The sequence below is a fragment of the Natrinema salaciae genome, from assembly GCF_900110865.1.
Classification (GTDB): domain Archaea; phylum Halobacteriota; class Halobacteria; order Halobacteriales; family Natrialbaceae; genus Natrinema; species Natrinema salaciae.
On the sequence record NZ_FOFD01000007.1, the window covers coordinates 49,216 to 73,838 of the forward strand.

The 24,623-nt window shown below is 66.8% G+C and carries 25 protein-coding genes; 12 read left to right on the plus strand and 13 right to left on the minus strand.

What is annotated here, in order from left to right; genetic code table 11:
- Positions 1–40 precede the first annotated feature (40 nt).
- On the plus strand, positions 41–835 hold the full coding sequence (locus tag BMX07_RS20225; RefSeq protein WP_090621557.1) for an N-acyl homoserine lactonase family protein: 795 nt from the start codon (positions 41–43) through the stop codon (positions 833–835).
- A 94-nt stretch (positions 836–929) separates the two neighbouring features.
- A complete protein-coding gene (locus BMX07_RS20230; protein WP_090621560.1) occupies positions 930–1,406 on the plus strand; it encodes an acyl-CoA thioesterase in 477 nt (158 codons plus the stop codon).
- Between the two features lie 96 nt (positions 1,407–1,502).
- Here BMX07_RS20230 and BMX07_RS20235 read toward each other — a convergent pair whose 3' ends face one another.
- The 6 genes from BMX07_RS20235 to BMX07_RS20260 all read right to left on the minus strand — a co-directional run bounded on the left by BMX07_RS20235 (position 1,503) and on the right by BMX07_RS20260 (position 7,404).
- Positions 1,503–2,219, minus strand: a complete 717-nt coding sequence (locus tag BMX07_RS20235) for an ABC transporter ATP-binding protein (protein WP_090621562.1) — start codon at positions 2,217–2,219, stop codon at positions 1,503–1,505.
- A complete protein-coding gene (locus tag BMX07_RS20240; protein WP_090621565.1) occupies positions 2,219–2,947 on the minus strand; it encodes an ABC transporter ATP-binding protein in 729 nt (242 codons plus the stop codon). Before BMX07_RS20240 ends, BMX07_RS20235 begins: the two co-directional genes overlap by 1 nt.
- Positions 2,944–4,035 carry a branched-chain amino acid ABC transporter permease gene (locus BMX07_RS20245; protein ID WP_090621570.1) on the minus strand — a complete coding sequence of 364 codons (1,092 nt, stop codon included), beginning with the start codon at positions 4,033–4,035 and terminating at the stop codon, positions 2,944–2,946. Before BMX07_RS20245 ends, BMX07_RS20240 begins: the two co-directional genes overlap by 4 nt.
- Positions 4,028–4,912 (minus strand): branched-chain amino acid ABC transporter permease, encoded by an 885-nt coding sequence (locus tag BMX07_RS20250; protein WP_175480226.1) that lies wholly within the window; start codon positions 4,910–4,912, stop codon positions 4,028–4,030. Before BMX07_RS20250 ends, BMX07_RS20245 begins: the two co-directional genes overlap by 8 nt.
- 15 nt (positions 4,913–4,927) lie before the next feature.
- Entirely contained in the window at positions 4,928–6,280 is a 1,353-nt protein-coding gene (locus BMX07_RS20255; protein WP_090621575.1) for an ABC transporter substrate-binding protein, read from the minus strand.
- Between the two features lie 158 nt (positions 6,281–6,438).
- Positions 6,439–7,404, minus strand: a complete 966-nt coding sequence (locus BMX07_RS20260; protein WP_090621578.1) for an MBL fold metallo-hydrolase — start codon at positions 7,402–7,404, stop codon at positions 6,439–6,441.
- A 211-nt stretch (positions 7,405–7,615) separates the two neighbouring features.
- Here BMX07_RS20260 and BMX07_RS20265 point away from each other — a divergent pair, with 211 nt between their 5' ends.
- On the plus strand, positions 7,616–8,122 hold the full coding sequence (locus BMX07_RS20265) for an NUDIX domain-containing protein (protein WP_090621580.1): 507 nt from the start codon (positions 7,616–7,618) through the stop codon (positions 8,120–8,122).
- A gap of 63 nt (positions 8,123–8,185) precedes the next feature.
- Here the strand turns inward: BMX07_RS20265 and BMX07_RS20270 are convergent, their stop codons facing one another.
- The 3 genes from BMX07_RS20270 to BMX07_RS20280 form a co-directional block, all read right to left on the minus strand.
- Entirely contained in the window at positions 8,186–8,590 is a 405-nt protein-coding gene (locus tag BMX07_RS20270; protein ID WP_090621582.1) for a DUF5518 domain-containing protein, read from the minus strand.
- 293 nt (positions 8,591–8,883) lie between these two features.
- Positions 8,884–10,380, minus strand: a complete 1,497-nt coding sequence (gatB, locus tag BMX07_RS20275; RefSeq protein WP_090621584.1) for an Asp-tRNA(Asn)/Glu-tRNA(Gln) amidotransferase subunit GatB — start codon at positions 10,378–10,380, stop codon at positions 8,884–8,886.
- A 70-nt stretch (positions 10,381–10,450) separates the two neighbouring features.
- Positions 10,451–10,675: a DeoR family transcriptional regulator gene (locus BMX07_RS20280; RefSeq protein ID WP_090622121.1), complete on the minus strand. Its 225-nt coding sequence runs from the start codon at positions 10,673–10,675 to the stop codon at positions 10,451–10,453.
- Between the two features lie 257 nt (positions 10,676–10,932).
- Between BMX07_RS20280 and BMX07_RS25730 the strand changes: the two genes are divergently transcribed.
- The gene (locus tag BMX07_RS25730) at positions 10,933–11,190 is read left to right on the plus strand and encodes a HalOD1 output domain-containing protein (RefSeq protein ID WP_175480227.1); all 258 of its coding nucleotides are present in this window, start codon (positions 10,933–10,935) and stop codon (positions 11,188–11,190) included.
- A gap of 219 nt (positions 11,191–11,409) precedes the next feature.
- Here the strand turns inward: BMX07_RS25730 and BMX07_RS20285 are convergent, their stop codons facing one another.
- Genes BMX07_RS20285 through BMX07_RS20300 form a run of 4 tightly spaced genes read right to left on the minus strand, consistent with a single transcriptional unit; the run spans position 11,410 to position 15,433 of the window.
- Positions 11,410–12,384 (minus strand): WD40/YVTN/BNR-like repeat-containing protein, encoded by a 975-nt coding sequence (locus BMX07_RS20285; RefSeq protein WP_090621587.1) that lies wholly within the window; start codon positions 12,382–12,384, stop codon positions 11,410–11,412.
- Positions 12,381–13,778 carry a DUF7972 family membrane protein gene (locus BMX07_RS20290; RefSeq protein ID WP_245742179.1) on the minus strand — a complete coding sequence of 466 codons (1,398 nt, stop codon included), beginning with the start codon at positions 13,776–13,778 and terminating at the stop codon, positions 12,381–12,383. The genes BMX07_RS20285 and BMX07_RS20290 overlap by 4 nt, the downstream gene beginning before the upstream one ends.
- Before the next feature lie 30 nt (positions 13,779–13,808).
- Positions 13,809–14,816 (minus strand): TIGR00341 family protein, encoded by a 1,008-nt coding sequence (locus BMX07_RS20295; protein WP_090622124.1) that lies wholly within the window; start codon positions 14,814–14,816, stop codon positions 13,809–13,811.
- 50 nt (positions 14,817–14,866) lie between these two features.
- Entirely contained in the window at positions 14,867–15,433 is a 567-nt protein-coding gene (locus BMX07_RS20300; RefSeq protein WP_090621590.1) for a hypothetical protein, read from the minus strand.
- 210 nt (positions 15,434–15,643) lie between these two features.
- Between BMX07_RS20300 and BMX07_RS20305 the strand changes: the two genes are divergently transcribed.
- The 8 genes from BMX07_RS20305 to BMX07_RS20340 all read left to right on the plus strand — a co-directional run bounded on the left by BMX07_RS20305 (position 15,644) and on the right by BMX07_RS20340 (position 24,618).
- A complete protein-coding gene (locus tag BMX07_RS20305; protein WP_090621592.1) occupies positions 15,644–16,087 on the plus strand; it encodes a hypothetical protein in 444 nt (147 codons plus the stop codon).
- A gap of 249 nt (positions 16,088–16,336) precedes the next feature.
- Entirely contained in the window at positions 16,337–17,839 is a 1,503-nt protein-coding gene (locus BMX07_RS20310; protein ID WP_090622127.1) for a permease, read from the plus strand.
- A 166-nt stretch (positions 17,840–18,005) separates the two neighbouring features.
- Positions 18,006–19,385, plus strand: a complete 1,380-nt coding sequence (locus BMX07_RS20315; RefSeq protein ID WP_090621594.1) for a transporter — start codon at positions 18,006–18,008, stop codon at positions 19,383–19,385.
- On the plus strand, positions 19,382–20,923 hold the full coding sequence (locus BMX07_RS20320) for a cytochrome c oxidase subunit I (RefSeq protein WP_090621596.1): 1,542 nt from the start codon (positions 19,382–19,384) through the stop codon (positions 20,921–20,923). Before BMX07_RS20315 ends, BMX07_RS20320 begins: the two co-directional genes overlap by 4 nt.
- Before the next feature lie 212 nt (positions 20,924–21,135).
- The gene (locus BMX07_RS20325; RefSeq protein ID WP_090621599.1) at positions 21,136–21,462 is read left to right on the plus strand and encodes a hypothetical protein; all 327 of its coding nucleotides are present in this window, start codon (positions 21,136–21,138) and stop codon (positions 21,460–21,462) included.
- 85 nt (positions 21,463–21,547) lie between these two features.
- Positions 21,548–21,934, plus strand: a complete 387-nt coding sequence (locus BMX07_RS20330; protein WP_090621602.1) for a helix-turn-helix transcriptional regulator — start codon at positions 21,548–21,550, stop codon at positions 21,932–21,934.
- Positions 21,935–22,093: 159 nt separating this feature from the next.
- Positions 22,094–23,374, plus strand: coding sequence for a Glu/Leu/Phe/Val family dehydrogenase (locus BMX07_RS20335; protein ID WP_090621605.1), 1,281 nt, complete (start codon positions 22,094–22,096; stop codon positions 23,372–23,374).
- Positions 23,371–24,618: a hypothetical protein gene (locus BMX07_RS20340; protein ID WP_090621606.1), complete on the plus strand. Its 1,248-nt coding sequence runs from the start codon at positions 23,371–23,373 to the stop codon at positions 24,616–24,618. The genes BMX07_RS20335 and BMX07_RS20340 overlap by 4 nt, the downstream gene beginning before the upstream one ends.
- Positions 24,619–24,623 lie beyond the last annotated feature (5 nt).

Sequence of the window (24,623 nt, forward strand, 5' to 3'; positions counted from 1 at the left end):
CTTCCCACACGTATAAGCGACAATCGCTCGTGCTGCGAGTATGGTCGACGCGACGCTCACGCCGATCGATCGCGGAACGGTCACCAGCGACGTCAACAACGCTATCGAGGGATACGTCCGCGGAACGGCCGACGAGCCGGACCCCGAGACGACGATGGGCGAGGGACCCGTCTACAACATCGTCATCGACCACCCCGAGGGGACGATCCTCTGGGATACCGGCTCTCATCCCAACGCCGCCGACGGCCACTGGCCCGACGAGCTGTACGCCACGTTCGAACACACGGCCCTCCGCCCGCTCGAGGACGACCTCGCCGAGGCCGGCTACGCGGTCGCGGACATCGACTACGTGATCCAGTCTCACCTCCATCTCGACCACGCCGGCGGTCTCTACGCCTTCGAGGGCACCGACACGCCGATCTTCGTCCACGAGCGGGAACTGAAACACGCCTACTACAGCGTCACGACCGACGAGGGCAGCGATGCCTACGTCCGCGGCGACTTCGACCGCGATCTCGACTGGGAGATCGTCCACGGCGACCGCCGGCAGGGGTTCGACGGTCTCGAGTTCGTCCACCTGCCCGGACACACGCCCGGCCTCCTCGGCGTGAAACTCGAGGTCGACGAGGCCGGCACCGTAATTCTCGCCGGCGATCAGGCCTACACGCGGGCGAACTACGAGTACGAACTCCCGATGGGGGGCTACCTCCTCTGGAGCAAGCCCGCGTGGCTCGAGAGCCTGCGGACGCTCAAAGACCTCGAGCGCCGTCACGACGCGCGGGTGATCTGTGGTCACGCCGAGGAAGATCTCGAGGCGATGCAGTCGGGGCTATAGCGGCCGATTCGTGCCCGGCGAACTGCCACGCCGTTCGTCGGCGACCGCTTGCCGTGGCCGGTACGGTTTTGCTCGTCGCGACGGCGTTGCTCGTATGGGAACACGAGACACGACCGACGCGGACCGCGCGTCCGACGGCCCCGCCTTTCAGCCCGTGTTCGAGAATCGCGTCCGGTTCGCGGAGACCGATCAGCAAGGGATCGTCTTCTACGGCGAGTACTTCACGTTCCAGGACGAGGCCGTCTCCGCCTTCCTGCGGGCGATCGACTACGGCTACGATCGGATGATCGACAACGGCTGGCAGATCCACGTCGCCAACACGGAACTGAACTACCGCACCGGTGCCGAGTTCGAGGACGTGATCGTCAACGAACTGCGGGTCGCCGACATCGGCACGGCGAGTCTCGAGTACGAGTATCGGGCCACGCGCAAACACGACGGCGAACTGCTGGCCGACGGCACCGTCACGCAGGTCGCCGTCGACCTCGAGACCGAGGAGACGACCCGCATCCCGGACGCGTTCCGGGACGCCGTGGCGACGTTCCAGGGCGGACTCGCGTCGGACGCGTAGCGCCGCTGGGCGGCCGGCATCGCACTCGAAAATTCGAAGTCGAAGTCGAACTCGAAATCGAAATCGAACTCGGAATCGAACTCGGACGTCGGCCCCTCAGTGGACGCCGACGTACGCCTCGCGGACGTACTCGTTGTCGTGGAACTCCTCGTACGTTCCCGCCAGTTCGATCTCGCCGGTTTCGATCAGCGAGAGCCGCTCGGCGTGGCGCAGCGCGAACGTCGAGTTCTGCTCGGCGAGCAGGATCGTCAGGCCCTGGTCCGAGAGTCGCTCGAGCGCCTCGCTGATGTCCTGGATGATGACCGGAGCGAGGCCGAGCGTCGGCTCGTCGAGCATCAGCACGTCGGGATCGCTCATGAGCGCGCGGCCGACGGCGAGCATCTGCTGTTCGCCGCCGCTCATGGTCTCGGCCTCCTGTTCGCGGCGTTCGTCGAGCCGCGGGAACAGCTCGTAGATCATATCGAGATCCTGCCGGACTGAATCGCGGTCGTTGCGGAACTGCGCGCCCATCAGCAGGTTCTCGTGAACCGAGAAGTACGGGAACAGGTCCCGATCCTCGGTACAGTAGATCAGGCCGTCCCTGACGCGCTGTTGCGGGCTCACGCCGGTGAGATCCGTTCCGTCGTACCGTATCGTCCCCTCGTAGTCGACGAAGCCGGCGATGGCGTTGAGCATGGTCGTCTTCCCGGCCCCGTTGGGCCCGATGACGCCGTAGATCTCGCCCTCGTTGATCGACAGCGAGACGCCCTTCAACGCGTGTGACTTGCCGTAGTAGACGTTGAGATCTTCGATCTCGAGTATCGTGTCCGTCATTAGAGACCCTCCCCGGCGAGGTACGCTTCCTGCACCGCTTCGTTCTCGGCGATCTCCTCGGGCGTTCCCGCCGCGAGGAAGTCACCGTTGTTGATCACGACGATTCGATCGACGAGTTCCATCAGGCCGCCCATGTTGTGGTCGACGACGACCATCGTCATCCCCTCATCGCGGAAGTGATCGATCTGGTCGGCCAGTTCGGTGATCTCGGCCTGATTCATCCCGGCGAACGGTTCGTCGAGCAGCATCATCTCGGGTTCGGTCGCCAGCGCCTTGGCGATCTCGAGCCGACGAACGTCCGCGTGGGGCAACTCGTCCGGCATCTCGTGGAGCTTGTCCTCGATATCGATGCGGGCGGCGTACTCGTAGATCTCCTCGTCGGTCGCACCGCCGTAGAACGAGAAGATGCGGTTCGGGAGCGTGAACAGCTTGATGTTGCCCGCAACCGGCATCTCCTGGATCGGGTTCGACTCCTGGGAGACTCGCGAGAGCCCCTTGTTGACGACCTCGTGGGTCGCGTCGTCGGTGATGTCGGCACCGTCGAAGCGAACCGCCCCGTCGGTGACGTCGTAGATGCCCATGATACAGTTGAACACCGTCGACTTTCCGGAGCCGTTCGGTCCGATGAGGCCGACGATCTCTCCCTCCTCGACCTCGAGCGAGAAGTCGTCGACGGCGACCAGACCGCCGAACTTCTTCGTCAGCCCGTCGACCTCGAGCAGACTCATCGGCGATCACCTCCGAGCCGGTCGAGCCCGTGCCAGAGTTTGCGGAACACGCCATCGCGGGCGAACACCAGCACGAGTAACACGAGCGCCCAGAAGACCGTCCAGCGAATGGACGATCCGAGGTTGGCGATGTCGGTGAGGATGTAATCCCGGAGCACGATGAGGAAGAATGCCCCACCGAGCGGGCCGAGGATCGAACTCATCCCGCCGAGGACGGCGATCGCGATCATTTCGATACTTCGGTCGACGACGATGAACGTCGTCGGATCGACGCCGCCGCTGAAGTGGACCAGCAACACGCCGCCGATCCCCATCGGGATCGAACTCAGTGCGAACGAAAAGATCTTGAATTTCGTCGCGTTGATCCCGGCCGCGTTGACTGCAGCCTCGTTTTCGCGGATCGACACGAGGATCAATCCGATGTTCGAGCGAGCGATCAGCGTCAGCACGATCGCGATCAGGAGCATCGGCACGATCATGTAGTAGTACCGGGCGACCGGATCGTAGGTGAAGACCTCCACCGACTGGATTCCCGTTTCCCCGCCAGTGTACTCGCTGAACGAGGGGATCAATCGGTAGAAGATCAACACGGCGACGAACGTAATCAACGAGAAGTACGGCCCGGTCAGCCGGAGCGACGGCAAGGCGATGACGAGCCCGACCACGAGTGCGGCGAGGATCGACACCGGGATGGTGATCATCATCGACAGTCCCGGGTCGACGTTGTGAATGAGCATCGCCGTCGTGTACCCCGCAGCACCGGACAGCACCGAGTGACCGAAGCTGATGTAGCCGGTGTAGCCGCTCTGGATGTCCCAGCTCATCGCGAAGATCGCCCAGATCGCTGCGATGGACATCGCTCTGACGAGCCCGAAGTTCCCCCAGAACGGCGCTGTCAACAGCGCGGCGGCCGTTCCGAAGATCAACACGAACTGGAGCCCGTTCATTTCACCGAAGTAGTCACCGACCAACCGGTTGTAGACGTTCGCCAGCGGTTGGAGTAACTGATCGATGGGGCCAGTCACGATACTCAACCGATCCGTTGCGCTACTCGTCGCAGCGTTCAACCGATCCGTAGCGCTACTCATGGACGAGCTCCCTCCCGAAGAAGCCGTTTGGTTTGACCAGTAAGATCGCGACGAGAACGACTAACGATAGGACCCCCTGAAAATTCGCTCCAAGGAGCTCGACCGTCGCCGTCTCGAGGTAGCCGATGAGGTACGCCGCGATGACGGAGCCCTTGATACTGCCGATGCCGCCGATCACGACGATGATGAAGGCGAGTGCGAGCGGACTGAGCCACATCTGCGGTGACGTCGAGTTCAGGGTCCCGATAAACACGCCGGCGATCCCGGCGAACGTGCCGGCGATCAGCCAGGTTCGGGATTTGACTTTCTGTAGGTTGACCCCGGTGAGTTCCGCGCCGCGCGTACTCATCGACGTTGCGAGAATCGAGCGCCCCTCGTCGGTTTTCGTGACGTAGTACCAGAGGGCGCCGATCGCGATCCACGAGACGACGAACGCGAGCAACTGTGCGTACCGAATCCGAGTGCCGACGGACTCGAGGTATATCGTCCCCGAAACGATCGGAATGAGCTGTGACGGTGCGCTGCCGAACTGGATGATAATCAGCTCGGTCAACAGGAGCGCCACGACGACCGTCGCGAGGAACGTGATCACGATGTTGTCCTCGATGTACTTGACGAGTCCGGCGTACAGCGCGTACGATGCAGCGGCCGTGACGGCGACCGCGATGAGGAATCCCACGATCGGCGGCAGTGAGATCGCACCAGCGGTCGACGTCAGCGCGAGATAGACGAAGGCACCAAGCATGATCAGCGCACCGTGTGCGAGGTTCAACACGCCACCGACGCCGAAGATCATGGTGAATCCGATCGCGATCAGTGCGTAGACGGCGCTGATCATCGCCCCCAACACCAGAATCGAGAGTAGTGTCTCTAACATTCCTTCGTATTCCGCTTAGATCCACTCTGGGACGATGTGATCCGCAGTCGCGTACGTTTCGGGGTAGACACACTCGACGACACCGCCGTCCCCGTCTGGTTGCCACTGCGTAACCGGGAAGTTCGAGATGATACCGTCGTCGTCTCTGGTCTCCTTCAGGTCGTTCGGGTACTCCGAATCCTTGCCGTAGAGCGAAATCTTCCCCGCAGCGCCGGTGAACTCGAGGCCGAGCATGGCGTCGACGATGCTGTCGAGATCGCTGTTGTAGTCGATAGTGTCGGCCTCTTCGACCGCGTTCGCGTAGAAGAGGATTCCGTCGTAGGAGTTGAATCCCATGTACATCGGCTTGCTCGGCGGTTCTTCGCCGCCGTACTCTTCGTCGTACGCTTCGACGAACGGCATCGTCTGTTCGGTCAGCTCCGAGACGCCGCCCGCACCGGACTGGGACGTCGTTTCGTACATCGCGGCACCTTCGGTTGCAGCCAGGAACTCGGGGGACATCCCCGGCACACTGATCCCTTCGACGGCGAACGGGTACTCGTTTTGCGCCCAGGTGCTGCTGAACGTTGCGGCACCGCCGTGTGCGATGAATCGGAGGACGGCATCGGTGTCGTTTGCGGCGGCCTCGTCCATGTACGGATTGAAGTTGTCCTCTCCGAGCGGCATTCTGTCCTCGTAGACGACCGAGAGGTCGCCGTTCTCCTCGATCGCATCCGGAAGGATCTCCCGGAACGACCCGGTCCAGGCGGCGTCGTCGGCCAGGATCGAGAAGTTCTCGAAGCCGTGGAGATCGTTGAGGTAGCTCGCGTAGTTGGCCATGCCTTCCGCTTGCAGATCGGAGTTGATCGGGCCTGTTCGAACGATATTCTTGTATTTTTCGTAGTCCTGCCCGTGTCGTTCCGTGATCGTCGCCGGATCGGCGGAGCCGGTGATGACGAACGGCACGTTTCGTTCCGCGACGTAGTCCATGATCCCCTGGGTGACTTCACTGACGAAGGTACCGACGAGCAGGTCGACCTGGTCCGAACCGACGAGATTTTCCGTCACCCGCTCGGCCTCCGACACTTGGCCACCGGTGTCTTCCGAGAGCAGTTCGACGTCCTGTCCCTGGATACCACCGTTCTCGTTCAGCTCGGCGACGGCGAGTTCCGCGCTCCGTTCGGCACCGCGCCCCATCTGAAGTTCGGTCGGGCCCAGGTGGCCGATTTTGAACACGCCGTCGTCACCGCCGCTGTCCACACCCCCTAGACAGCCGGCCAGCGTCGTCGTGACCGCACCAGCGCCCGCAGCCCCGAGGAACGTTCGGCGTCCGACGGGGGCGTTTCCAGATCTACTCGTTTGAGGATTATTGTTATCTTCGTTAGCCATTGTGTGTCACTGAGTTACCGATTCTCACCCACCCCTTTCGATTCCCACTTAATAAAGGTGAGGGAAGTTAGCAAGGATCTTGTGAACAATACACGAAAGGTGAGTTCACTCGAGACCGGGAGTCGTTCGCGAGTCACAGCCACGCCGCGATCGACCGCTCAGACGAGTTCCGTCGCCGAGATCGGATCGGTTACCGGGCAGTACTCGCCGTTTTCGTACGCCACGACCCCCTCGTGGCGGAGGTGATCGAGATGAGCGAACGCCTCGCCGGGACCGTGGACGATGTGGATCCCCTCGAGGTCGCCGAACAGGTAGTTGCTAACCGTCCAGGCGTCGGCCGATCCGTGGTCGGTCAGGAAGTCGAGGATCGTCGCCGTCCGCTCGCGATGGTGCTCGAGGATCGTCTCGGCGCGCTCGGTCGGCTCTTCGATGGGATCGCGGTGACCGGGCCAGACCCGGTCGTAGTCGCGATCGATGAGCCGTTCCAAGGTGGCGACGTACTTCTCGAGGGGACGGTCGACCCGGAAATCAGCGCCGCCGACATTTGGTGTGTACACCGGCAGGACGGCGTCGCCGACGAACGCCTCGTCGCCGTCGGCCGTCTCGAAACAACACAGTCCCGCCGCGTGACCCGGCGCGTGAACCGTCTCGAGGGTTCGACCGCCAACCTCGAGTACGTCCCCGTCTTCGATCGGCGTCGGCTCGGCCGGCCGGCCCTCGATCTCCACCGACTCGAAGAAGGCAAAGAACTCGTTCCGCGCGTCTTCGGGGACGCCCCACTCCGCGAGGAGTTCCCGGCGGCGCTCCTCGACGGCGGCGACCGCGTCCGGGTCCTGAGCGACCAACGGGGCGTCGGCCGCGTGGACGGAGACCGTCGCGCCGCTCGCAGCCTGGATCTCGCCGGCGAGGCCGGCGTGATCGACGTGGAAGTGAGTGAGCACGATGTCGTCGACGTCGGACAGCTCGTAGCCGCGCTCGGCGAGGCCCTCGCGGAGGTCGCGCCGGATGTCGTCGGTGGCGATCCCCGTATCGACGAGCGCGAGCTCGCCGGTATCGTCGTCGGCGAGGACGTAGGCGTTGTTTCGGCCCTCGAATTCGTCGTTCCCGAGCGAAATACGGTCCATGTCCCCTACCGACATGCTACCCGGTAATAATTCGCGCGATAGCGGAACGGGACGCCCGACGCCGTCGGGGCCCGAACTGATCGGGACGATCCCGCCTCGAGAGTCGGTTCCTGCGACGGGGACGCGACGTACTCGGCCGAGTCACAGTCCGTGCGTTCGTCATCGTCTGTTTCGGTCGAAATTTATGACGTTCCGTGTGTGTCCTGCAGAGATGGACTCCTTTTCTCACCCCGAATCCCTGCGCGACCGTGAGAGCATTCCGTTCCACGAGGAAACGCGATCCGTCGATCGAACGGCGTTCGAGTCGATCGCCGAGGACGTGGACAGTCATGCCGTGGTCGGAATTACCAACGACGAGGGCGCAGTACTGTTGCAAAACGATGGCTCCCACGGGTGGACCCTCCTCGCCTTCCCGGCTGAGCCCGGGGCGGACTGGACGACCGTCGTCCGTCAGGAGGCAACGGAACTACTCGGTATCGAGGTCGTCCTCGATCAGGTGGAACGCGTTCGTCGTCTCGACCTCCACCTCTCGAGCGACGATCGCCAGTCCGTTACGATGTACAACGTGGTGTTTCGTGGCGCGGTAGACGGGACTATCGACCTCGAGGAGCGGCGTAGAACGAACGATGACCCAAAACTCGGGTGGTTCACGGGAGTTTCCGACGAACAGGACGGTGCGGTTGCGGACGACATCCGACGCTTCGTGGCGGACCGGTAATCCGCCGAACCGTCCGTACTGGCGAACCCGTTCCACGTCCGTTCCGACCGGGGAATTCGCCGGCTACAGTTCGTCTTCGAGGTAGATACCGAGGTACCCACCGGCGGCGCTCAATCCGACGATGTACAGCGCGCCGAACAGCAACATGCCGGTAGCCATCACGCCGAGCATGAGAGGTGCCCCGGCCCCGAAACCGATGAAGAACAGCATGAAGAACAGTCCCACGAGCATCATCGGAACGAGCATGAAGGCACCGGCGATGGCACCGACCCGCAACCCGTCGCCCGGCTCACCGCCCTCGAGGTAACCGGCGATCGCCCCGCCGAGCAGCGTGGAAAACGGGACGAACAAGAGGACAATGCCGACGGCCGCACCGATCGCTGCGTTGATCACAGTACTGGAGCCGCTCTCGTCAGCAGCCGGCCGGTCGACTGTCCTGTTCGGGGACTGGTTAGTATCGGAGACCATACTGTAGACCGATCCGTTCAGCAACAAAAAGTGTTCATCTCTCGCGACGCCGGCAAACGGACCGCTCGCCCTCACTCTCCGATCCCGGCTGTAACGCGTTCTCACGCCCGATTTGCGGTCGGTTGCTCCCCCTCGAGTTCGCTCCGCAGCAGCCGGGTCACGTCACCCGGATCCGTGCTCCCGCCGGTCAGTTCTGCCACCGTCGTCTCGTCGGGTTGCTCGCGAAGCTCGCAACCGCGCCTCGAAAACGCTGGTCCAAAAAGCCGACCGCGATCGAAGCGAGCGGTCGGTCGCTACCCCTCGAGTTCGCTCCGCAGCAGCTGGTTTACGTCGCCCGGATCGGCGCTTCCGCCGGTCTTCTGCATGACCTGGCCCACGAGGAAGTTGATCGCGCCGTCGTCGCCGCTCTCGTAGTCGTCGACGGCGTCGGGATTCTCGTCGATCGCTTCGACGACGGCCTGCTGGACTTCGTCCTCGCCCGTCTTGCCGAGGCCCTCCTCGGCGACGACCTCGTCGGGCGTCCGGCCGTCGTCGAGCATCGACCGCAACACCGTCTCGCGGGCGTTTTTCGCCGTAATCTCGTCCTCGGCGACGAGTTCGACGAGTCGCGTCACCTCCGCGAGGCGGCTCTCGATCTCGGTGATCTCGATGTCGCGGTAGTTGAGTTCGCCGAGCAGGTTGTCCGCGACCCACGTCGCCGCGAGGTCGGGGTCGAACTCGCCCGCGACGTCCTCGTAGAAGTCCGCGACCTGCTTGGTCGAGGTGAGCTTCGAGGCGGCCTCCTCGCTCAGGCCGTACTCCGCCTGGAACCGCTCGCGGCGCGCCGAGGGGAGTTCCGGAATGGTGATCTCGTCTTTCCAGTCCGAGACGCGCAGCGGCGGCAGGTCGGCCTCCTCGAAGTAGCGGTAGTCCTTTTCTTCCTCCTTCGAACGCATGGAGACCGTGATTCCCCGACTCTCGTCCCAGTGGCGAGTCTCCTGTTCGACCGCACGCCCGCGCTGGATCGCGTTCTTCTGACGGGTCTCCTCGTAGGCCAGCGCCTTCTCCGCGCCCTTGTGACTCGAGATGTTCTTGACCTCCGTTCGATTCGCGGCCTCGAGCGCCTCGATTCCGATCTCGTCGGTCCCGTCGCCGTCGATCTCGTCGTCGGGGATGATCGAGAGGTTGGCGTCGATTCGCAGGCTCCCGTCGCGCTCGGCGTCGAAGACGCCCAGGTACTCGAGGACTTCCTCGAGTTCGGCGAGGAACGCCCGCACTTCGCTCGGACTGCGGAAGTCGGGGGCCGTGACGATCTCCATCAGCGGCGTCCCCGCGCGGTTGTAGTCGACGAGGGTGTACTCGGCCGAATCGATGCCGCCACCGCCGCCGACGTGCTGGAGGCTGCCCGGGTCCTCCTCCAGGTGGGCGCGCTCGATCGCGACGGTGCGGCGCTGGCCCTCGACGGCGACCTCGAGTGCGCCGTCCTGACAGATCGGCTCGTCGTACTGGGTGATCTGGAAGTTCTTGGGCAGGTCGGGGTAGTAGTAGTTCTTCCGGTGGAAGCGGGTCTCTTCGGGGATGTCGGCGTCGATGGCCTTGCCGATCTTGACGGCGGCCTCGACGGCACCCTCGTTGAGCACCGGGAGCGCACCCGGGAGCCCGAGACAGACCGGGCAGACGTTCTCGTTGGGCTCGTCGGTCTGTTCGGTCGAACAGCCACAGAAGATCTTCGTGTCGGTCTCCAGCTGGACGTGCACCTCGAGCCCGATGACGGTCACGAGGTCGCCCTGCTGGACGGTCTGGGCAGTCATTGGGCCTCGATTCGGGCTGGTGGGGGTAAAGCGTAACGGGACGGACTCGGTCGCTGCCGATCCGCGCCAGTCACCCCTGCGGTAGCCACCACACGAACCGTTTTCCGACGTCTTTCTTGTTCACTCTCCCGTCCTCCTCGATCGACTTGAGCCGTCTCCGTGCGGTCTGTAAGTGATAGTCGAAGTGTTCGGCGACCTCTCTGGTTGTCACGACCTCGTTCGCAGCCACGAACTCGAGCAGATCGTCGTCCGAGTACTGCTCTTCGAACGGACCACTGCGCTCGTCTCCAGCCATACTCGCTTGAGAGTACATGGTTGAGCCAAACAGATATACGAGCATTCTGCATCGAACAATGCTATCTACAACGAACATGGTAAAAGCAATCTATTTGTACCGAGAGGAAGAAGAACATCTCAAGCACCCAACACCACTATGACGATGAGAACGGACGCGATCAGTTCGGAACTCACTGGAGACCGAAGCAGGAGATGGCACCGATCGAAGGCGCACAATCACGCTCCGCTACTGTCGTCTGGGAGAGGGACATAACCATGCCGTCACGGCAAGCAGTCTACGAACCGGAAACCGATGGAACGCCGGTTACGGCGATCGTTCGGGTACTCAAAGACGCCACACCGACTGATTCTGCCACGCTTCCGCCATTGTTCGACAGCATCGATCCCGAAGCCGTAAACGCACTCTACTCCGACGACGATCGGACGGAATATCCGCGACTCACGTTCACTCACGACCGGTTTCTCGTGACCATCGACCGTACTCGGAGGATCACTGTTCGGGAGATTCGGTGAGCGGTCCGTTCTCGAGGAGGCTCCGAACTCGAGCCGATACCGGATGGGCGTTCCCCTGCAAGACGGTCTAGAAAACGAGGAGGGGGCGAGAGGGGAACGGGGACGAATGCAACGAGTTCTCCGCACGCAGCATCGTCAGCCGAGCGGGCGTGAGCGAGGGTGGCCGACAGTGCGCGCCACCGCAGCCCCCACGCCGAGTCGAGACGCTTTCCCGGGCCCTCAGTACCGCCGTTCGAACACCGTCCCGGAGTCGCCGACGACCAGTTGCGGCGATCGGGCGGTCCCGAGCGCGACCGCGCGCAGTTCGTTCCCCGGACGGAGGTCGACGAGTTCGGACCAGCCGTCGAAGTCCCGCTCGTAGATCGCTCCCGCCGCCGAGACGGCCAGCGCGGTGTCGCGGCTTCTCTCGAGCGCCGCGATCGGCTGTTCGCCCAGCGTCGTTCGGGACCAGTCGACGCCGTTGTACGTGTAGACGACGCCGTTGCCGCCCGCGACCGAGACGTGGCCGCTGTCGGTCGCCGCGACCGCGGCGAAGTTCACGCCAGCGCCCGCGATCCCGATGCGGCTCCACGAGACGCCGCCGTCGCGGGACTCGAAGACCCCGCCGTCGGTGTCGACGACGTAGCCGTACGCGAGCGGCGTGAGGTCGATCCCGGTCACGCTCGAGCCGGAGCCGGGCTCGATCACGTCGCTCCACTCGACGGTCGGGCCGTCGCGCCGGCCCCGGAGGAGTTCGCCGGAGCTGTTGATCGCCGTCAGTCGCTCGTCGCCGGCCAGTCCAGCGGCCGCGATCGCCGTCCAGGAGGTCGTCTTCTCCTTCGGTGCCGAGAAGTCGACGACGCGGTCGGCGACGACGTCGTAGAGCCCGAGCGCGCCGCTGTCGCCGGCGACCCACAGCGCCCGCCCGTTGCTCGTGACCGCCGCGGAGCGCAGACCGTCCCCCGCCGCCGAGAGCCCGTTCTCGAGGCGGACGACCCACTCGTCGCCCTCGCGCGCGAGGACGACACCGCCCTCGCCGACGGCGTAGGCCCCGTCGGCCGTCGGAACGACGTCGTACAGCGTCGCGTCGGTCGGGACGTCGGCGGCGACCCACTCGCTGTCGCGGCCGGCGCAGCCGGCCAGCGCGAGCGAGCCGACCGCGCCGCCGACCGACGCGAGGACGGCCCGTCTGGACGATCGGTAGCGATCGGTCACGGGGCGTCCTCGACCGACTGCGCGCGGTCGTCCGCCCGAGTCGTCTCGTCGCTCCCGACCCCTCGAGTCGCCTCGGCGTCGTGGGACTCGTGGAACTCGCCCGGCGGCGTGAACGCGCCCGGTGCGGAGGTCCGCATGAGGACCGCCGAAATGCGGACGACGTAGGCGAACAGCACCGCGAGCGGGCTGAACGCGACCGCGAGCGCGAGACTGACCAGCACGAGCAGCCACCCCTCGAAGGCGACCGGCGGGTAGCCGCTCGCGTAGATCATGATGACCAGCGACGAGAGCAGTATCGCGCCGGTGCCGCTGTAGGTGATCAGCCGCGACAGCCGCGAGAGTTCGCGCTGGAGGTAGATCGTGGTGAAGTACTGTCGCGTCGCGTCGGCCGTGACGAACAGGTCCTGGATCTCCGAGAGCAGCGACGTCGCTCGCTCCGACAGTTCCTCGTCGAACCGGCGCTCGAGACGGCGCGCTTCGTTGGCGGCACCGGCGTAGTCGTGGTCGATCGTCGGGAGGACGACGGCGAACACGGACTCGGTCCCGCCGGTGAGTTGCGCGGAGAGGTCGCGAGTGTGCTCGCGGGTTCGCGCCGCGAAGCGACAGATCGACTCGAGGGCGGAGATCGGGGTGCCGTCTGGCCGGTCGTCGGCCACGCGGCTGCGCTCGCGACCACCGTCAACGGGCTCGTCCGCGTCGCCGCATTCGGTCGCGAGTTCGTCGGCCCGGCTGCCGAGCGTCCCGGCCAGCCGTGCCAGGAAGGGCGCGGGACCGGTGGGGCTGACGCCGTCGCCCTCGGTCTGTGCCTCGACGCGGCTGCGAAACTCCTGGACGCCGTCGATGCGCTCGGTGAGCCGATCGGGCGTCCCGAACAGCCGCGAGATGATCAACTGGTTGACCGCGACGACGATCGGGATGAACGAGAACAGCCCCGCGATCATCGTACTGAACATCGTCGTGACGAATCGGCTCTCCCGGACGCCGATGACGTCGCTGACGCCGAGGACGAGCGCGATCGCGAAGACGCCGGCGACGAATCCGCCGACGATCGCCCGCCGATCCCCCTCGAGCAGGAGCCACCGGCTGGCCCGTCGACGCGACGGCGTGTCGGTGAGATACCGGAGGCCGATTCGGCCGCCGGTCGAGAGGAGGCGAGCGCCGACCACCAGCGTGGCGACCGTCAGTCGCAGCACGTACCCGACGAGCGAGAGACCGAACGAGGACGACTCCTCGTCCTCGCGGCCGTCGCGATCGCGGTCGGCTCGCTCGTCGGGGCCGTGGCCCGAGCGATCGGGCTCGCCGGCCGTCTCGGCGTCCGGGGAACGGCCTGCCGCGACGGACGGGGGCGATTCGAGATCGGGGTCGGAATCGGAGCGTGGTGGGTCGTCAGTCATGGGAACGGAGGACGTCGGTAGCGGAGCGGTTCAGAGGCCATCGGAGACCACCTCGAGGAGTCGGATCGCGACCAGTAGCAGCGCCGTCAGCAGAATGACTCGTCGGAGGATGGCCCCCCTGGTCGTGCGGATTCGCGACCGATCCGTGGGGTGGAAGCCGACGGTCCACAGGGTCGCGATCGCGCCGACGTTGATCGCGATCACGTTGACCGCGACGACGACGAGCGAGCCGAGGACGGCCGCGGGTTCGGCCCAGGCGACGCCGACGCCGACGACGCCGATCGGCGGCATGATCGCGGCCGCGATCATCACCCCGATGAGGTCCGTGATGCCGGTCGTCGCCATGCCGAGTCCCGCGGCGATCCCCGAGCAGACCGCGACGGTCACGAGCAGCGACGGCGGCAAGCCGTGGCTGCCGAGCCCGAGGCTCGCCTCGAGATCGACGGCGGCCGTGATGACCGTCGAGGTCTGCGCGAACGCCGCGAACGCGAGGGCGCTCGCCATCGCGACGCCGATCCCGACGAGCTGGAGTTTGACGCCGCGGACGAACAGCCGGCGCTCGTCGAGCACCGTCGCGGCGCTCGAGGCCATCGCCGGCCCCAGCAGGGGTGCGATCACCATCGCGCCGACCAGGACCGCGAGCGAATCGAGCAGGACGCCGGTGGTGGCGACGATGCCGCTGATCGCGGTCATCGCGGCGAAGATGACGAGCGAGGGTAACTGCGACTGGGCCTTCGATCGGAGCTCGCTCCGCGAGATGCGCTTGAACGAGAGCCACTCTCGTCGCCGGGCGGAGTCGTCCCAGTCGCTGCCGACGATCGCCATCGGCTCTTCGACGACGACGGTGACGTCGCCAGCGACCGTCGCCAGATCGTCTTCGAGCGGTTCGACCGCGTGTGCGGGCGCAGGGACGGTGATCGTCCGACACTCGCCGTCCGTGTGGTCGGTGAGGCTGTACTCGAGGTCGTGGCGCTCGATGACCGCCGTAACCTCGTCGACGCTCGACTGTGAGGACGCGAGCACCGTCAACAGGCGCATGTTCGACGTTTCCGTGAGGGAGGTGGACCGTCCGTATCCGTCGCGGTCCGTCACAGTAGCGTGAGCGCATCGGTAGCTGGGTCCGGATCGTCGGGGAACGTTCGAGCGAACAGCGAACAAACGGTCTCCCGAATCGTCTCGAGCCGATCGTCTCGGCCGCTGCGACACGAGTTTCCACAGCGGCCGACGGGTCCGTCGGCCGCTGAGACGTACGTCAACCGGCCGCCGCAGTCGGGACACCGCGGCTCCGCGTGGGCTCGCATCCACTCGACGTCGAACCCGTCACGGGCGAGTCGTTCGCCGAGAGCGTACCAGACGATGACGTCGCGTTCCTGACGGCCCGTCGCCGCTCGTTTGAGGCGGGTGAGCGAGAGTGCGGCGCGACAGTAGAGGCCGTCGTTCGGATCGGCGTGCCGGCGGTGACACCGCCGGAAGTAGGTCGCAAGGGCACGCCTCGAAGACCGACGCTTCCCCGTGGTGAGCGGACCGTCGAGCGCCGCGTTCGGCGAGAGGTCGTCGGCCTGGGGAACGCGTTCCGGGCGGCCGCGTTCGTCGTAGTGAACCTCTCGCGAGAGAGATGCACCGCTGGTCGGACAGAATGCGTGTTTTCCAATCATCTGTGGATGGGGGTGATCGAACCCACAACGGGGCTCGACCGCGCATCCCGGCTAGCGCTGCCAGCGCCATAAGCTGACACAATATTGAGAACCTCTACAATAAAGAAACGGACCCATAGGAGGCTCTAGACGTATGTTTCGATTATTTTGTGAAATAATATTATGTATCTAGACACCTTATCAGTAGGCGGTTCATACCGCGGATGCGTCATGTCTCGTGATGAGCTCGCAGCCGTCGATCCGACCGATCGTGCACCGTGGTACTGGTACGTCCTCATCGGCTATCCCATTCTGAGCCTGCTCGGCATCGTCTCGCTCGCTCGCCTTACCGGCGGCGGCTCGGTCGTGGCCTCGAGTCTCGGGAGCGTCGCGCTCCTGATCGTCGTCACCGCTGTCGGCGCGCTCACGCTGCCGTCGATCTGGCGCGACGTCGAGTTCGCCACGGACGAAGCCGAGGCGTGGACGCCCGATCGAGAGATCTACGTGGGTGCGGCGGTCGCTGCGCCCCTGGTTCTCGGCGTGCTCTCCGGGCTGGCGGCCGGGTTCGGAATCGCGATCGCCGTCACCGTGTTCGCGTTTCTGCTCTCGACCGTGGCGGTCTGCGTTGCCTACCTCTACAATCGCCACCGCGCGATCGGGTTGTTGGCCCGCTGACGACGACCGATTCGGTCAGCCCCGGTCCGCACACGACGCGACCGCAGTTCGGCGCTCGGTATAGATCCTCTAGGTTTCGTCCATTTTTATGAGGTCCGGACTGTTGGTTATTGGTGTTGGCTAGCCCGGACGACGCGCCACTCGGCGCGGATGATCTCCTGGCTCGACAGCACAGCCGCTGCTCTCCGACCGATCGCTGCGGTCGGACTCCTCGCTTCCTTCGGCCCGTCGGATCGCCGCCTCTCCACCATGCTCTCAGCGTTCCACTCACTCACTGACGCGTCAAGCCTCGCGCTCGCACAGGGACGACCCGTCGCCTCGCTGGCGGTCGCGATGATCGAGCACGGACGGGGTCGCCCGGCCCTGACGCTCGGACTGCTACCCGGCCCCCCCGTCGCCCCGAACGGCGGCGGACTCGATCTCGCGGCGCGGCTCGCGGGTGCGCTCGGCGCGTTCTTGCTGGCCGTCGTCGAGGGAGCGATCATCGCGTTCGAGATGGCCTGGGAGACCTGGTGGGCGCTCGTGCTCGGCTTTACGATCACCGGCGCGGTTCAGGAGTTCGTCTCCGAGGACCGGCTGACCGACTACCTCGGCGACGACGGCTGGCGGGAGATCGGCTACGGAGCGCTGTTCGGCGCGTCCTCCTCGAGCTGTTCGTTCTCCGCGGTGGCGACGACCCGATCACTGTTCACGAAGGGTGCCTCGGCCGCGTCCAGTCTGGGTGCGTTCCAGTTCGCGAGTACGGATCTCGTACTCGAACTCGCGCTCGTCGTGACGCTCCTGCTCGGCTGGCAGTTCGCCGCCGCGGAGATCGTCGGCGGGCTCGTCGCGGTCGCCGTCCTCGGGGTCTTCTACCGGCGCTTCGTCCCCGAGTCCTGGATCGAGCGAGCGCGGGCCCGCGCCCGGGGGCTCGAGGACACGGAGTGTGCCACCTGCGGGATGGCCGCGAGTCCGACCGACGCGGACACGATCGAACGGACGGTCGACGGCGAACGACAGTACTTCTGCTGTTCCGGCTGCGCTAACGCGTACGATCCGGCGACCGACCGGGACGCGGTCACTGCCGGTCCGGAACTCCTCTCGGCCGACCGCTGGCGATCGGCGACCGCGAACGCCGTCCGCGAGTGGGATATGCTCTGGCGAGACATCGCCCTGGGGTTTCTCATCGCGGGACTGCTGGCCGCGCTCGTCCCCACGTCGTGGTGGACCGCCCTCTTCGGTGTCGGTGCCGAGGGGAGTCTCACGCGGCTCGGCTCGAACGTCGTCATCGGTGCCGTGGTCGGGGTGTTGACGTTCCTCTGTTCCGTCGGTAACGTCCCCTTCGCGCTCGTCCTCTGGGAGAACGGCGTCTCCTTCGGCGGCGTCCTCGCGTTCATCTTCGCGGACCTGCTGATCCTGCCGCTGGTCCGCACCTACCGCCGGTACTACGGGACCCGCATGGCCGCCGTCGTCTCCGTCGCGTTCTTCGTCGCGGCGATCACCGCCGGCGCGGTCGTCGAACTCCTCTTCGGCGGACTCGGTCTCATCCCGCCCGCCGGCGAGGCCGGTGGCACGATCTCCGGGACGTTCACGACGCTCTTCAACGTCGTCGCCATCCCGATCCTCGCGGTACAGGTCTACGTCGCCCTCGAGCCCCACCAGCGCGTCCGGATCGGCAACCGACTCGCGCCCCACGTCGCCGGCGTCATCTATCACGCCCACAAGGCCCTCGAGCGGCTCGCCTACGCGCTCGAGGACCGCGGGCTGAAGTGAGCGCGGCGCGATCCCACGTCGACCGATCGCGGAGTCCACACTGTCACCAGCGGACGCGCTGGCGCGTTCTGCGCTGGCCTCAGTCACCGATTTCCGACCCGTAACGGTCGCTCGCCAACGATCCGACCCGCCGAGTACCTCGTCGACTCCACCACTTCAGAACGCTATGACACCACAACCGATACCCGGCACCGAACGGAGCGATCCGGTCCAGCTCGTCTGTCTCGTCGCCCTCGTGGCGACCCACGGAACGATCCGCCTGGCCGAACGATATCTGCCCGAGTTCGTCTCCGCGCTCGGCTACGGGCCGGTCGTCGTCGGCTCGCTGGTAACCCTCGGACTCGGCGTCGCCGTCGCCGCGTCCGAACGCTCGAGCGAGGCGACGGGCGACGACTCGTCCACCGGTCTCGAAACGACCGTGGTCGCCGTGCTGTCCGCGGCGCTCGCGGCGATCGGCCTGTTTGCCTGGGCGGGGGCACCCACGCTCGATACGCTGCTGGGCACCCCGCTATCAGCGCTCGGCTGGCTCACCGTCGGCGTCGTGCTCCTCCAGGCGTGGCACGTCGCCGGCCCCGCACGCGACCTGTGGCCCGTCGATACGCGGGTCTCGACCGGACTCACCAGCGCGGACGCCGTCGGGGACGACGATGTCGACAGTTCGTCGCCCCGGCGGACGATCGGCCTCGACCGTCGAACGCGGATCGTCGTCGGTGCGCTCGGCGTCGCCGCCGCGGCGGTGTTGGCGACGGCGGCCGTCGCCAGCGTCGGCGGTATCGGTGCCGGCTTCGCGCTCCTGGCGGCGACCGGCGCTGCGGTCGCCCTCGTCGGTGCAGTCGCGCTCGGAGCCGTTCGCGACCGACCGCGCCTGCTCGGCGATCGTCCGCGACGCGACGGACCGGCGGACGACTCGGTCCCCGAACCGGACCCGTCGCTCACGGTCGTCCGACGCGCGGTCTCGCAGTTGCCCGACCGTCGGCGATGGGCGGTCATCGGCGACGCGCTCGTCCGGGTCGCGATCGCGGGGATCACGCCGTTCCTGATCCTCCTGGTCGTCGAGTACCGACCGATCGCGCTCTCGGTCGGCGGCCTCTCGCTCGCGCCGGCTGCGGTCTTCGGCCTGTTCGTCCTCGTCGAGGCCGTCGGCGCGATCGCCGGCGCGGTCTCGTTCCCCGTGCTCGCATCGCGCGTCGATCGCCGGGCGCTGCTCGCCGTCGGGCTCGCGGCGCTCTCGCTGGTCCCGATGGCGCTCGTCGCGGCCCCGGCCAGGGCGGGCGTCGTCGCCGCCCTGTTCGCGCTGCTTGGCTTCCGTACCGCGATCGAGCCGCTCCGGCCGACCGTCGGCGCGAGCGCTCGAGCCGCGCCGGTCCCCGGCCCCGCGCTCCCCGACGAGATCCGGACGGCGGTCCGGATCGCCGTCGTTCCGGCGCCGCTGCTCGGCGGGCTCCTGTACGCGATCGATCCGCTCGTGGCCGTTACCGCCGCGACGACGCTCGGCCTGCTCGGCGTCCGCGAACTGGGTCGCGCGTTCACCTGGGACCGGCAATGACGCGGTCTTCCACGCCGCGGCGCGCGCTCGGGGGGGCTGGCGGCTCGCTCGCGGGTCTCTCGCAGGTCGATCACCGGCGGCTCGCTCGCTGGCACCTCGCGTTCGCGCTGGTGATGGGGCTGTGGGGCGGGCTGGACGCCCTGTTCCTGCGAACGGCGCTCGTCACGCCGAGCCTGGACCGCTGGACGGCCGAGACCTACAACGCCTTCTTCACGACCCACGGGCTGACGATGCTGTTCCTGTTCGCGTTGCCCGCGATCTGGGGGTTCGCGTACGCCGCGGTTCCCCCGTCGATCGAGGCAGACGGGATCGCACACCCTTGGCTCGGCGTCTGGGCGTTCTGGCTGCAGGTGCCCGCGGCGCTCGCGATCCGGGCCGGCACCGTCGGCGGGATCCTCGGCGTGGCCGGCCTCGAGCCGGTCTCGAGCGGCTGGACGCTGTACTCGCCGTTGAGCGTCCTGTCGCAGAACCCCGCCGTCGACAGCGTCCTCGTCGGTCTCCTGCTCGTCTCGGTCGGAACCGCGGCGACGGCGTGGACCCTCGTCGTCACGATCCGGCGGCGACGCGAGATCCGGTGGCTCGACGTCGACACGTTCACCTGGACGGTGCTGACCGCGGGCGCGATGTCGCTGGTCGCCTTCCCGGTACTCGCCGTCGCGGTCGCACTGTTGCTCGCCGACCGGACGCTCGGCACGGCGTTCCTCGTCGGCGGTGGCGGACCGCTGCTCTGGCAACACCTGTTCTGGTTCTTCGCGCACCCGCTGGTGTACGTGCTGGTGTTACCCCCGATGGGGATCGTCGGCCACGTCCTCCCGCGGTTCGCCGGGCGGCGGCTGTTCGGCCGCCGGTCGTCGGTGTACTCGACGCTCGCGATCGGCGTCGTCTCGTTCACCGTCTGGGCACACCACATGTTCGTGACCGGTGTCGGCCCGTCCGTTCGGACCGTCTTCATGATCACGACGCTGGCGGTGGCCCTGCCGAGCTCGGCGAAGCTCTGTACGTGGCTCGTGACACTGTGGGGCGGCTCGATCCGGTACACCGCCCCCATGCTCGCGGTGCTGGCCGCCGTCGGCTTCTTCCTCGTCGGCGGCGTCACCGGCGTCTTCCTCGCCGTCGTCCCGATCAACGTCCGGTACACCGGGACCTACTACGTCGTCGCGCACTTCCACCTGCTGCTCGCCGGCTTCGTCGGGCTCGCCCTCGTCGCCGGCACCTACTACTGGTTCCCCCTGCTCACCGGCCGACGGCTCGAGCCCGGGCTCGCTCGCCTGCACTGCTGGCTCACGATCGTCGGCGTGGCGGTGACCTTCGGCGCGTTGCTGCTCGTCGGGCTCGCCCAGCTTCCGCGGCGCGTCGCGACGTATCCCGCGGCATACGCTCCGCTACACCAGCTCGCGACCGTCGGCGCGTACGTCATCGCCGCCGGCCAACTCGTCTTCCTCCTGAACCTCGGTCGGTCGCTGTGGGTCGGCGATCCCGCTCCCGACGATCCGTGGGCGCTCGAGGACGGCCCGTCGCACACGCGCGAATGGCGGTAGAGTCCGGCCCGGAAGACGGCCGAGCTCACCGCCCGCGCGGCCGGCGATGGGATCAACCCACCGATCAGCCGGATCGGCGGCTGATTCGAACGAGAGAATCGAGAGACGACCATCCCAGTCGCACCGATGACTGACCGACCCAGTCGTATCGAGAGACGACCACTGCAGTTGCGTGCCGTTCGACCTCCTTCGTAACACGCTAGCTTTCCACAATGTCAACCACGCCAAGTACCGACGTCGGGCTGATGCTGATCCAACTGATCGCGATAACGATTCCGTCGACCGTCGTTCTGGTCAAGCAGTTGCGTCAATCGGACAACCTCAAGTGGCGGTTCCGGAAGCTGAGCTTCGGGCTCGTTGGCTCCTGTATTGCGCTGTTGATTACGGCCGCTATCGCCGTCCTGTCGTATTTCGTCGTTCAATTGCAGCTGCCCAACACCATCTATAGCGGACTCTTGCTCGTAATTCTCGGTCTGCTCCCGCTGGGGGCGTTCATCGCCGTTCTCTACCGAGAACACCGGAAAGAGTTCGGTCCCTGAAGCCGCCCGCTACGCCCGGATCCGGCCGGCTGCGGGTTCGATCCCCGCACGTAGCTTCGGCGGCTTCGCCGCCGATGCTGAACCGATGTCCAATCACACACCCACGAACACCAACGACGATGACGAATCGACCCCTGAGAGTGACGAACAGGATGGCCACGACGTTTCGGATCCTCGTCCGCTGACGAACCTGACCGGGTTCAAACGCGATCAGCTGTTCGTCATCCGAAAGCTCGCGGACCGCAACCCCCACGGCCTCGTCATCAAAGACAAGCTGGACTGCTACTACGACGAGGAGATTACCCAGGGGCGGCTCTACCAGAACCTGGCCGAACTCATCGAGGAGGGGTACGTCGAGAAACACCCCCTCGACGGCCGAACCAACGCGTACCGGCCGAGTTCCCGCGCCAACGAGCGCCTCGAGGAGCACTACGAGTGGGAGCGACGCTGTCTCTTTTGCGACCGTCGATGAACGCGGATCGACCGCGTTCGCGCCGCACAGCCGCTGCGAATACCGGTTCCCGACCGAGCCGCACGCTCGCCGATCGCGTCGACTGAATCGGCCGGTTCGACGTCGACTGACGACCCCGACCGCCCTCGTCGGTCGACCCGACGAAACGATCGATCCACAATGACGATACACACAGATTCCGCCAGCGACGAACGTAGTCGAACAGCACCCGATCTCGATGCCCCGTGGACGTACGCGGCGACCGCCGCACAGCGGCTCTCGCTTCCCGACGGGATCGAGCAGCGACTCATGTATCCGGATCACCGCCAGCGGATTTCGGTGCAGTTCGAACGCGACGACGGCACGCTCGGCGTCTGCGACGGCTACCGGGTCCGCCACGATGGCGTTCGCGGCCCGTACGTCGGGCCGCACCGGTACACCGACGCGCTGACCGGTGACGACTGCGCCGGACTCGCGGCCGCGACGACCGTCAGCGCCGCGCTCGCGGGAATTCCGTTCGGCGGCGCAGCGGGCGGCGTCGCGGTCGATCCGACGGCGCTCTCGCGGGACGAGCGTGTCCGACTCACCAAATCGTACGCGGCCGCCGTCGCCGGCGTCGGCCCCCACAGCGACGTCCTCGTGCCGGACATCGGGACCGACGAGCGCACGATGGCGCAGTTCGCCGACGCCGTCGTCGACCGCGTCGACGGCCCCCACGACGCGACCGTCGCCGGCAAACCACCGGCCCTCGGCGGGTTCCGAGAGATCTCCCGGGCGGACGGCCGGAGCGTCGCCAGCGTGACCCAGGACGTCCTCGAGACCGACCACGACCGGCCGCTGTCCGGTGCGACGATCGCCGTCTACGGCACCGGCCACCGCGGCGCGACCGCCGCCCGCCTGCTCGAGTTCCGGGGCGGCACCGTCGTCGCGATGTGCAGCGACCGAGCGGGACTGACCGCACCGGACGAGACCGGGCTGGATACGGACCTCGCTCCCAGCTATCTCCAGCGGCCGGCGACGCTCGCCGAGTACGACGACGGGACGATAGTCGGCACCCGTGACGTCCTCGAGCGGAACGTCGACGTGCTGGTTCTCGCGGCACCCGCCACCACGGTGACCGCCGCGAACGCGGACACGGTCCGTGCCGACGTCGTCGTCGAAGGTGCCACCGGAAGCGTGACCCCCGGCGGCCAGCGCGCCCTCGAGGACCGCGGTATCGCGGTCGTTCCCGACGTGCTGGCGACGGTCGGGACGATGGTCGCGGCCCGCCTCGAGTGGGTCCGGACGGCCGGTCGCGACCGACTGAGCGAAGCGCGCGTGGCGAACGAGTTCGGCTACGCGCTCACCGACGCGGTCGACGACGTGCGAGACCGCCGGCAGCGGTGCGACCTGAGCTGGCGGGAAGCCGCCTACAGTGTCGGTCTCTCGCGCGTCGCGGCGGCCCACGAGGTGGTGCGATGATCGACCGGGTCGGCGAGTCGGTGACGGACGCGGTCGACTGGCTCCAGCGCGTCGGCCCGGCGACGGGGGACGCTGACGACGAATCCGAGGGGAGCGGCGACGGCAGACGGCGGGCAGCCGACGGGGCCGTGACCGACGACGGCGCTGGGATCGACGGCTGGGAGGCGGTCGAGTCGCCCACGTCGCGGACCCTCCACGGCGTCGTCCACGGCCAGGACGGCCCCTACGCCTGCGGCGAAGGCGGGCTCTTGCTCCACCGGACCCCCGACGGGTGGCGCACGCTCCTCGAGCGCGGTCCGGGCGTCGCGGACAACACCCTCCGAGCCGTCGCCGCGACCGACGACGGCTGCCGGCTCTGGTTCGCCGGGGACAGCGGGGCGCTCGGGTTCTACGACGTTGCCGACGGTCACCTCAGCGACTACTCCGCGCCGATGGAGAAGACGAGCACCTGGGAGGCGATCGCCGTCACCGGGACCACCGGCGACGAGCGGGTTCGGGTCGCGAACGGCTCCGGCGAAGTCCTCGAGTGTCTCGTCGCGGACGGCTGTCCGGTCTGGGGCGACGTGGTCAAACCCGGCGGCGGATCGACGATCCCCGGCCTGACGGCGGGCCCGGATGGGTTCTACGCCGTCGACACCAGCGGCGGCGCCTACTACGAGGCCCGAGACCCCGAGTCGGCCGCGGTCGACGACGAACCGACGACCGACCAGTCGGCCGACGGCGAACCCGGGGACGGCGATTCGACGACTCCCGAATCCGAACCGGGGGACTCGAGTACCGCCGATCCGAGGGACGGCGACCCGGCGGACACCGAGCCGACGGCGGACGAGTCGGCCGACGGCTGGGAGCGGATCGGCGTCCGAAACGCGCAGGTCGACTTCCAGGACGTCTGGGCCGGCGACGACTCCGTGTTCATCGCCGGTGCCGACGGCATCGCCTACCGGTACGACCCCCGCTGCGAGAACTGGACGCCGCTCCACGTCGGAGCGGGTGCCCTGCAGGCGATCCGCTCGGTCGGGACGGACGCCGTCGCGGTCGCGACCGGGGGCCGGATCTACGAACGCGACGCGAGCGTCCGCTGGACCGCACTCGAGGTCCCGACCGAACAGTCGCTCCACGACCTCGCGCTCGCCCGCTCGAGTGCCGACGTCGACGGCGGGCTGGCGACCGTCTCCGTCGACGTCGCCGTCGGTGCCGGCGGGACCATCCTCGAGCGCGATCGGCGGGACCGCTCGAGCGACTGACTCCG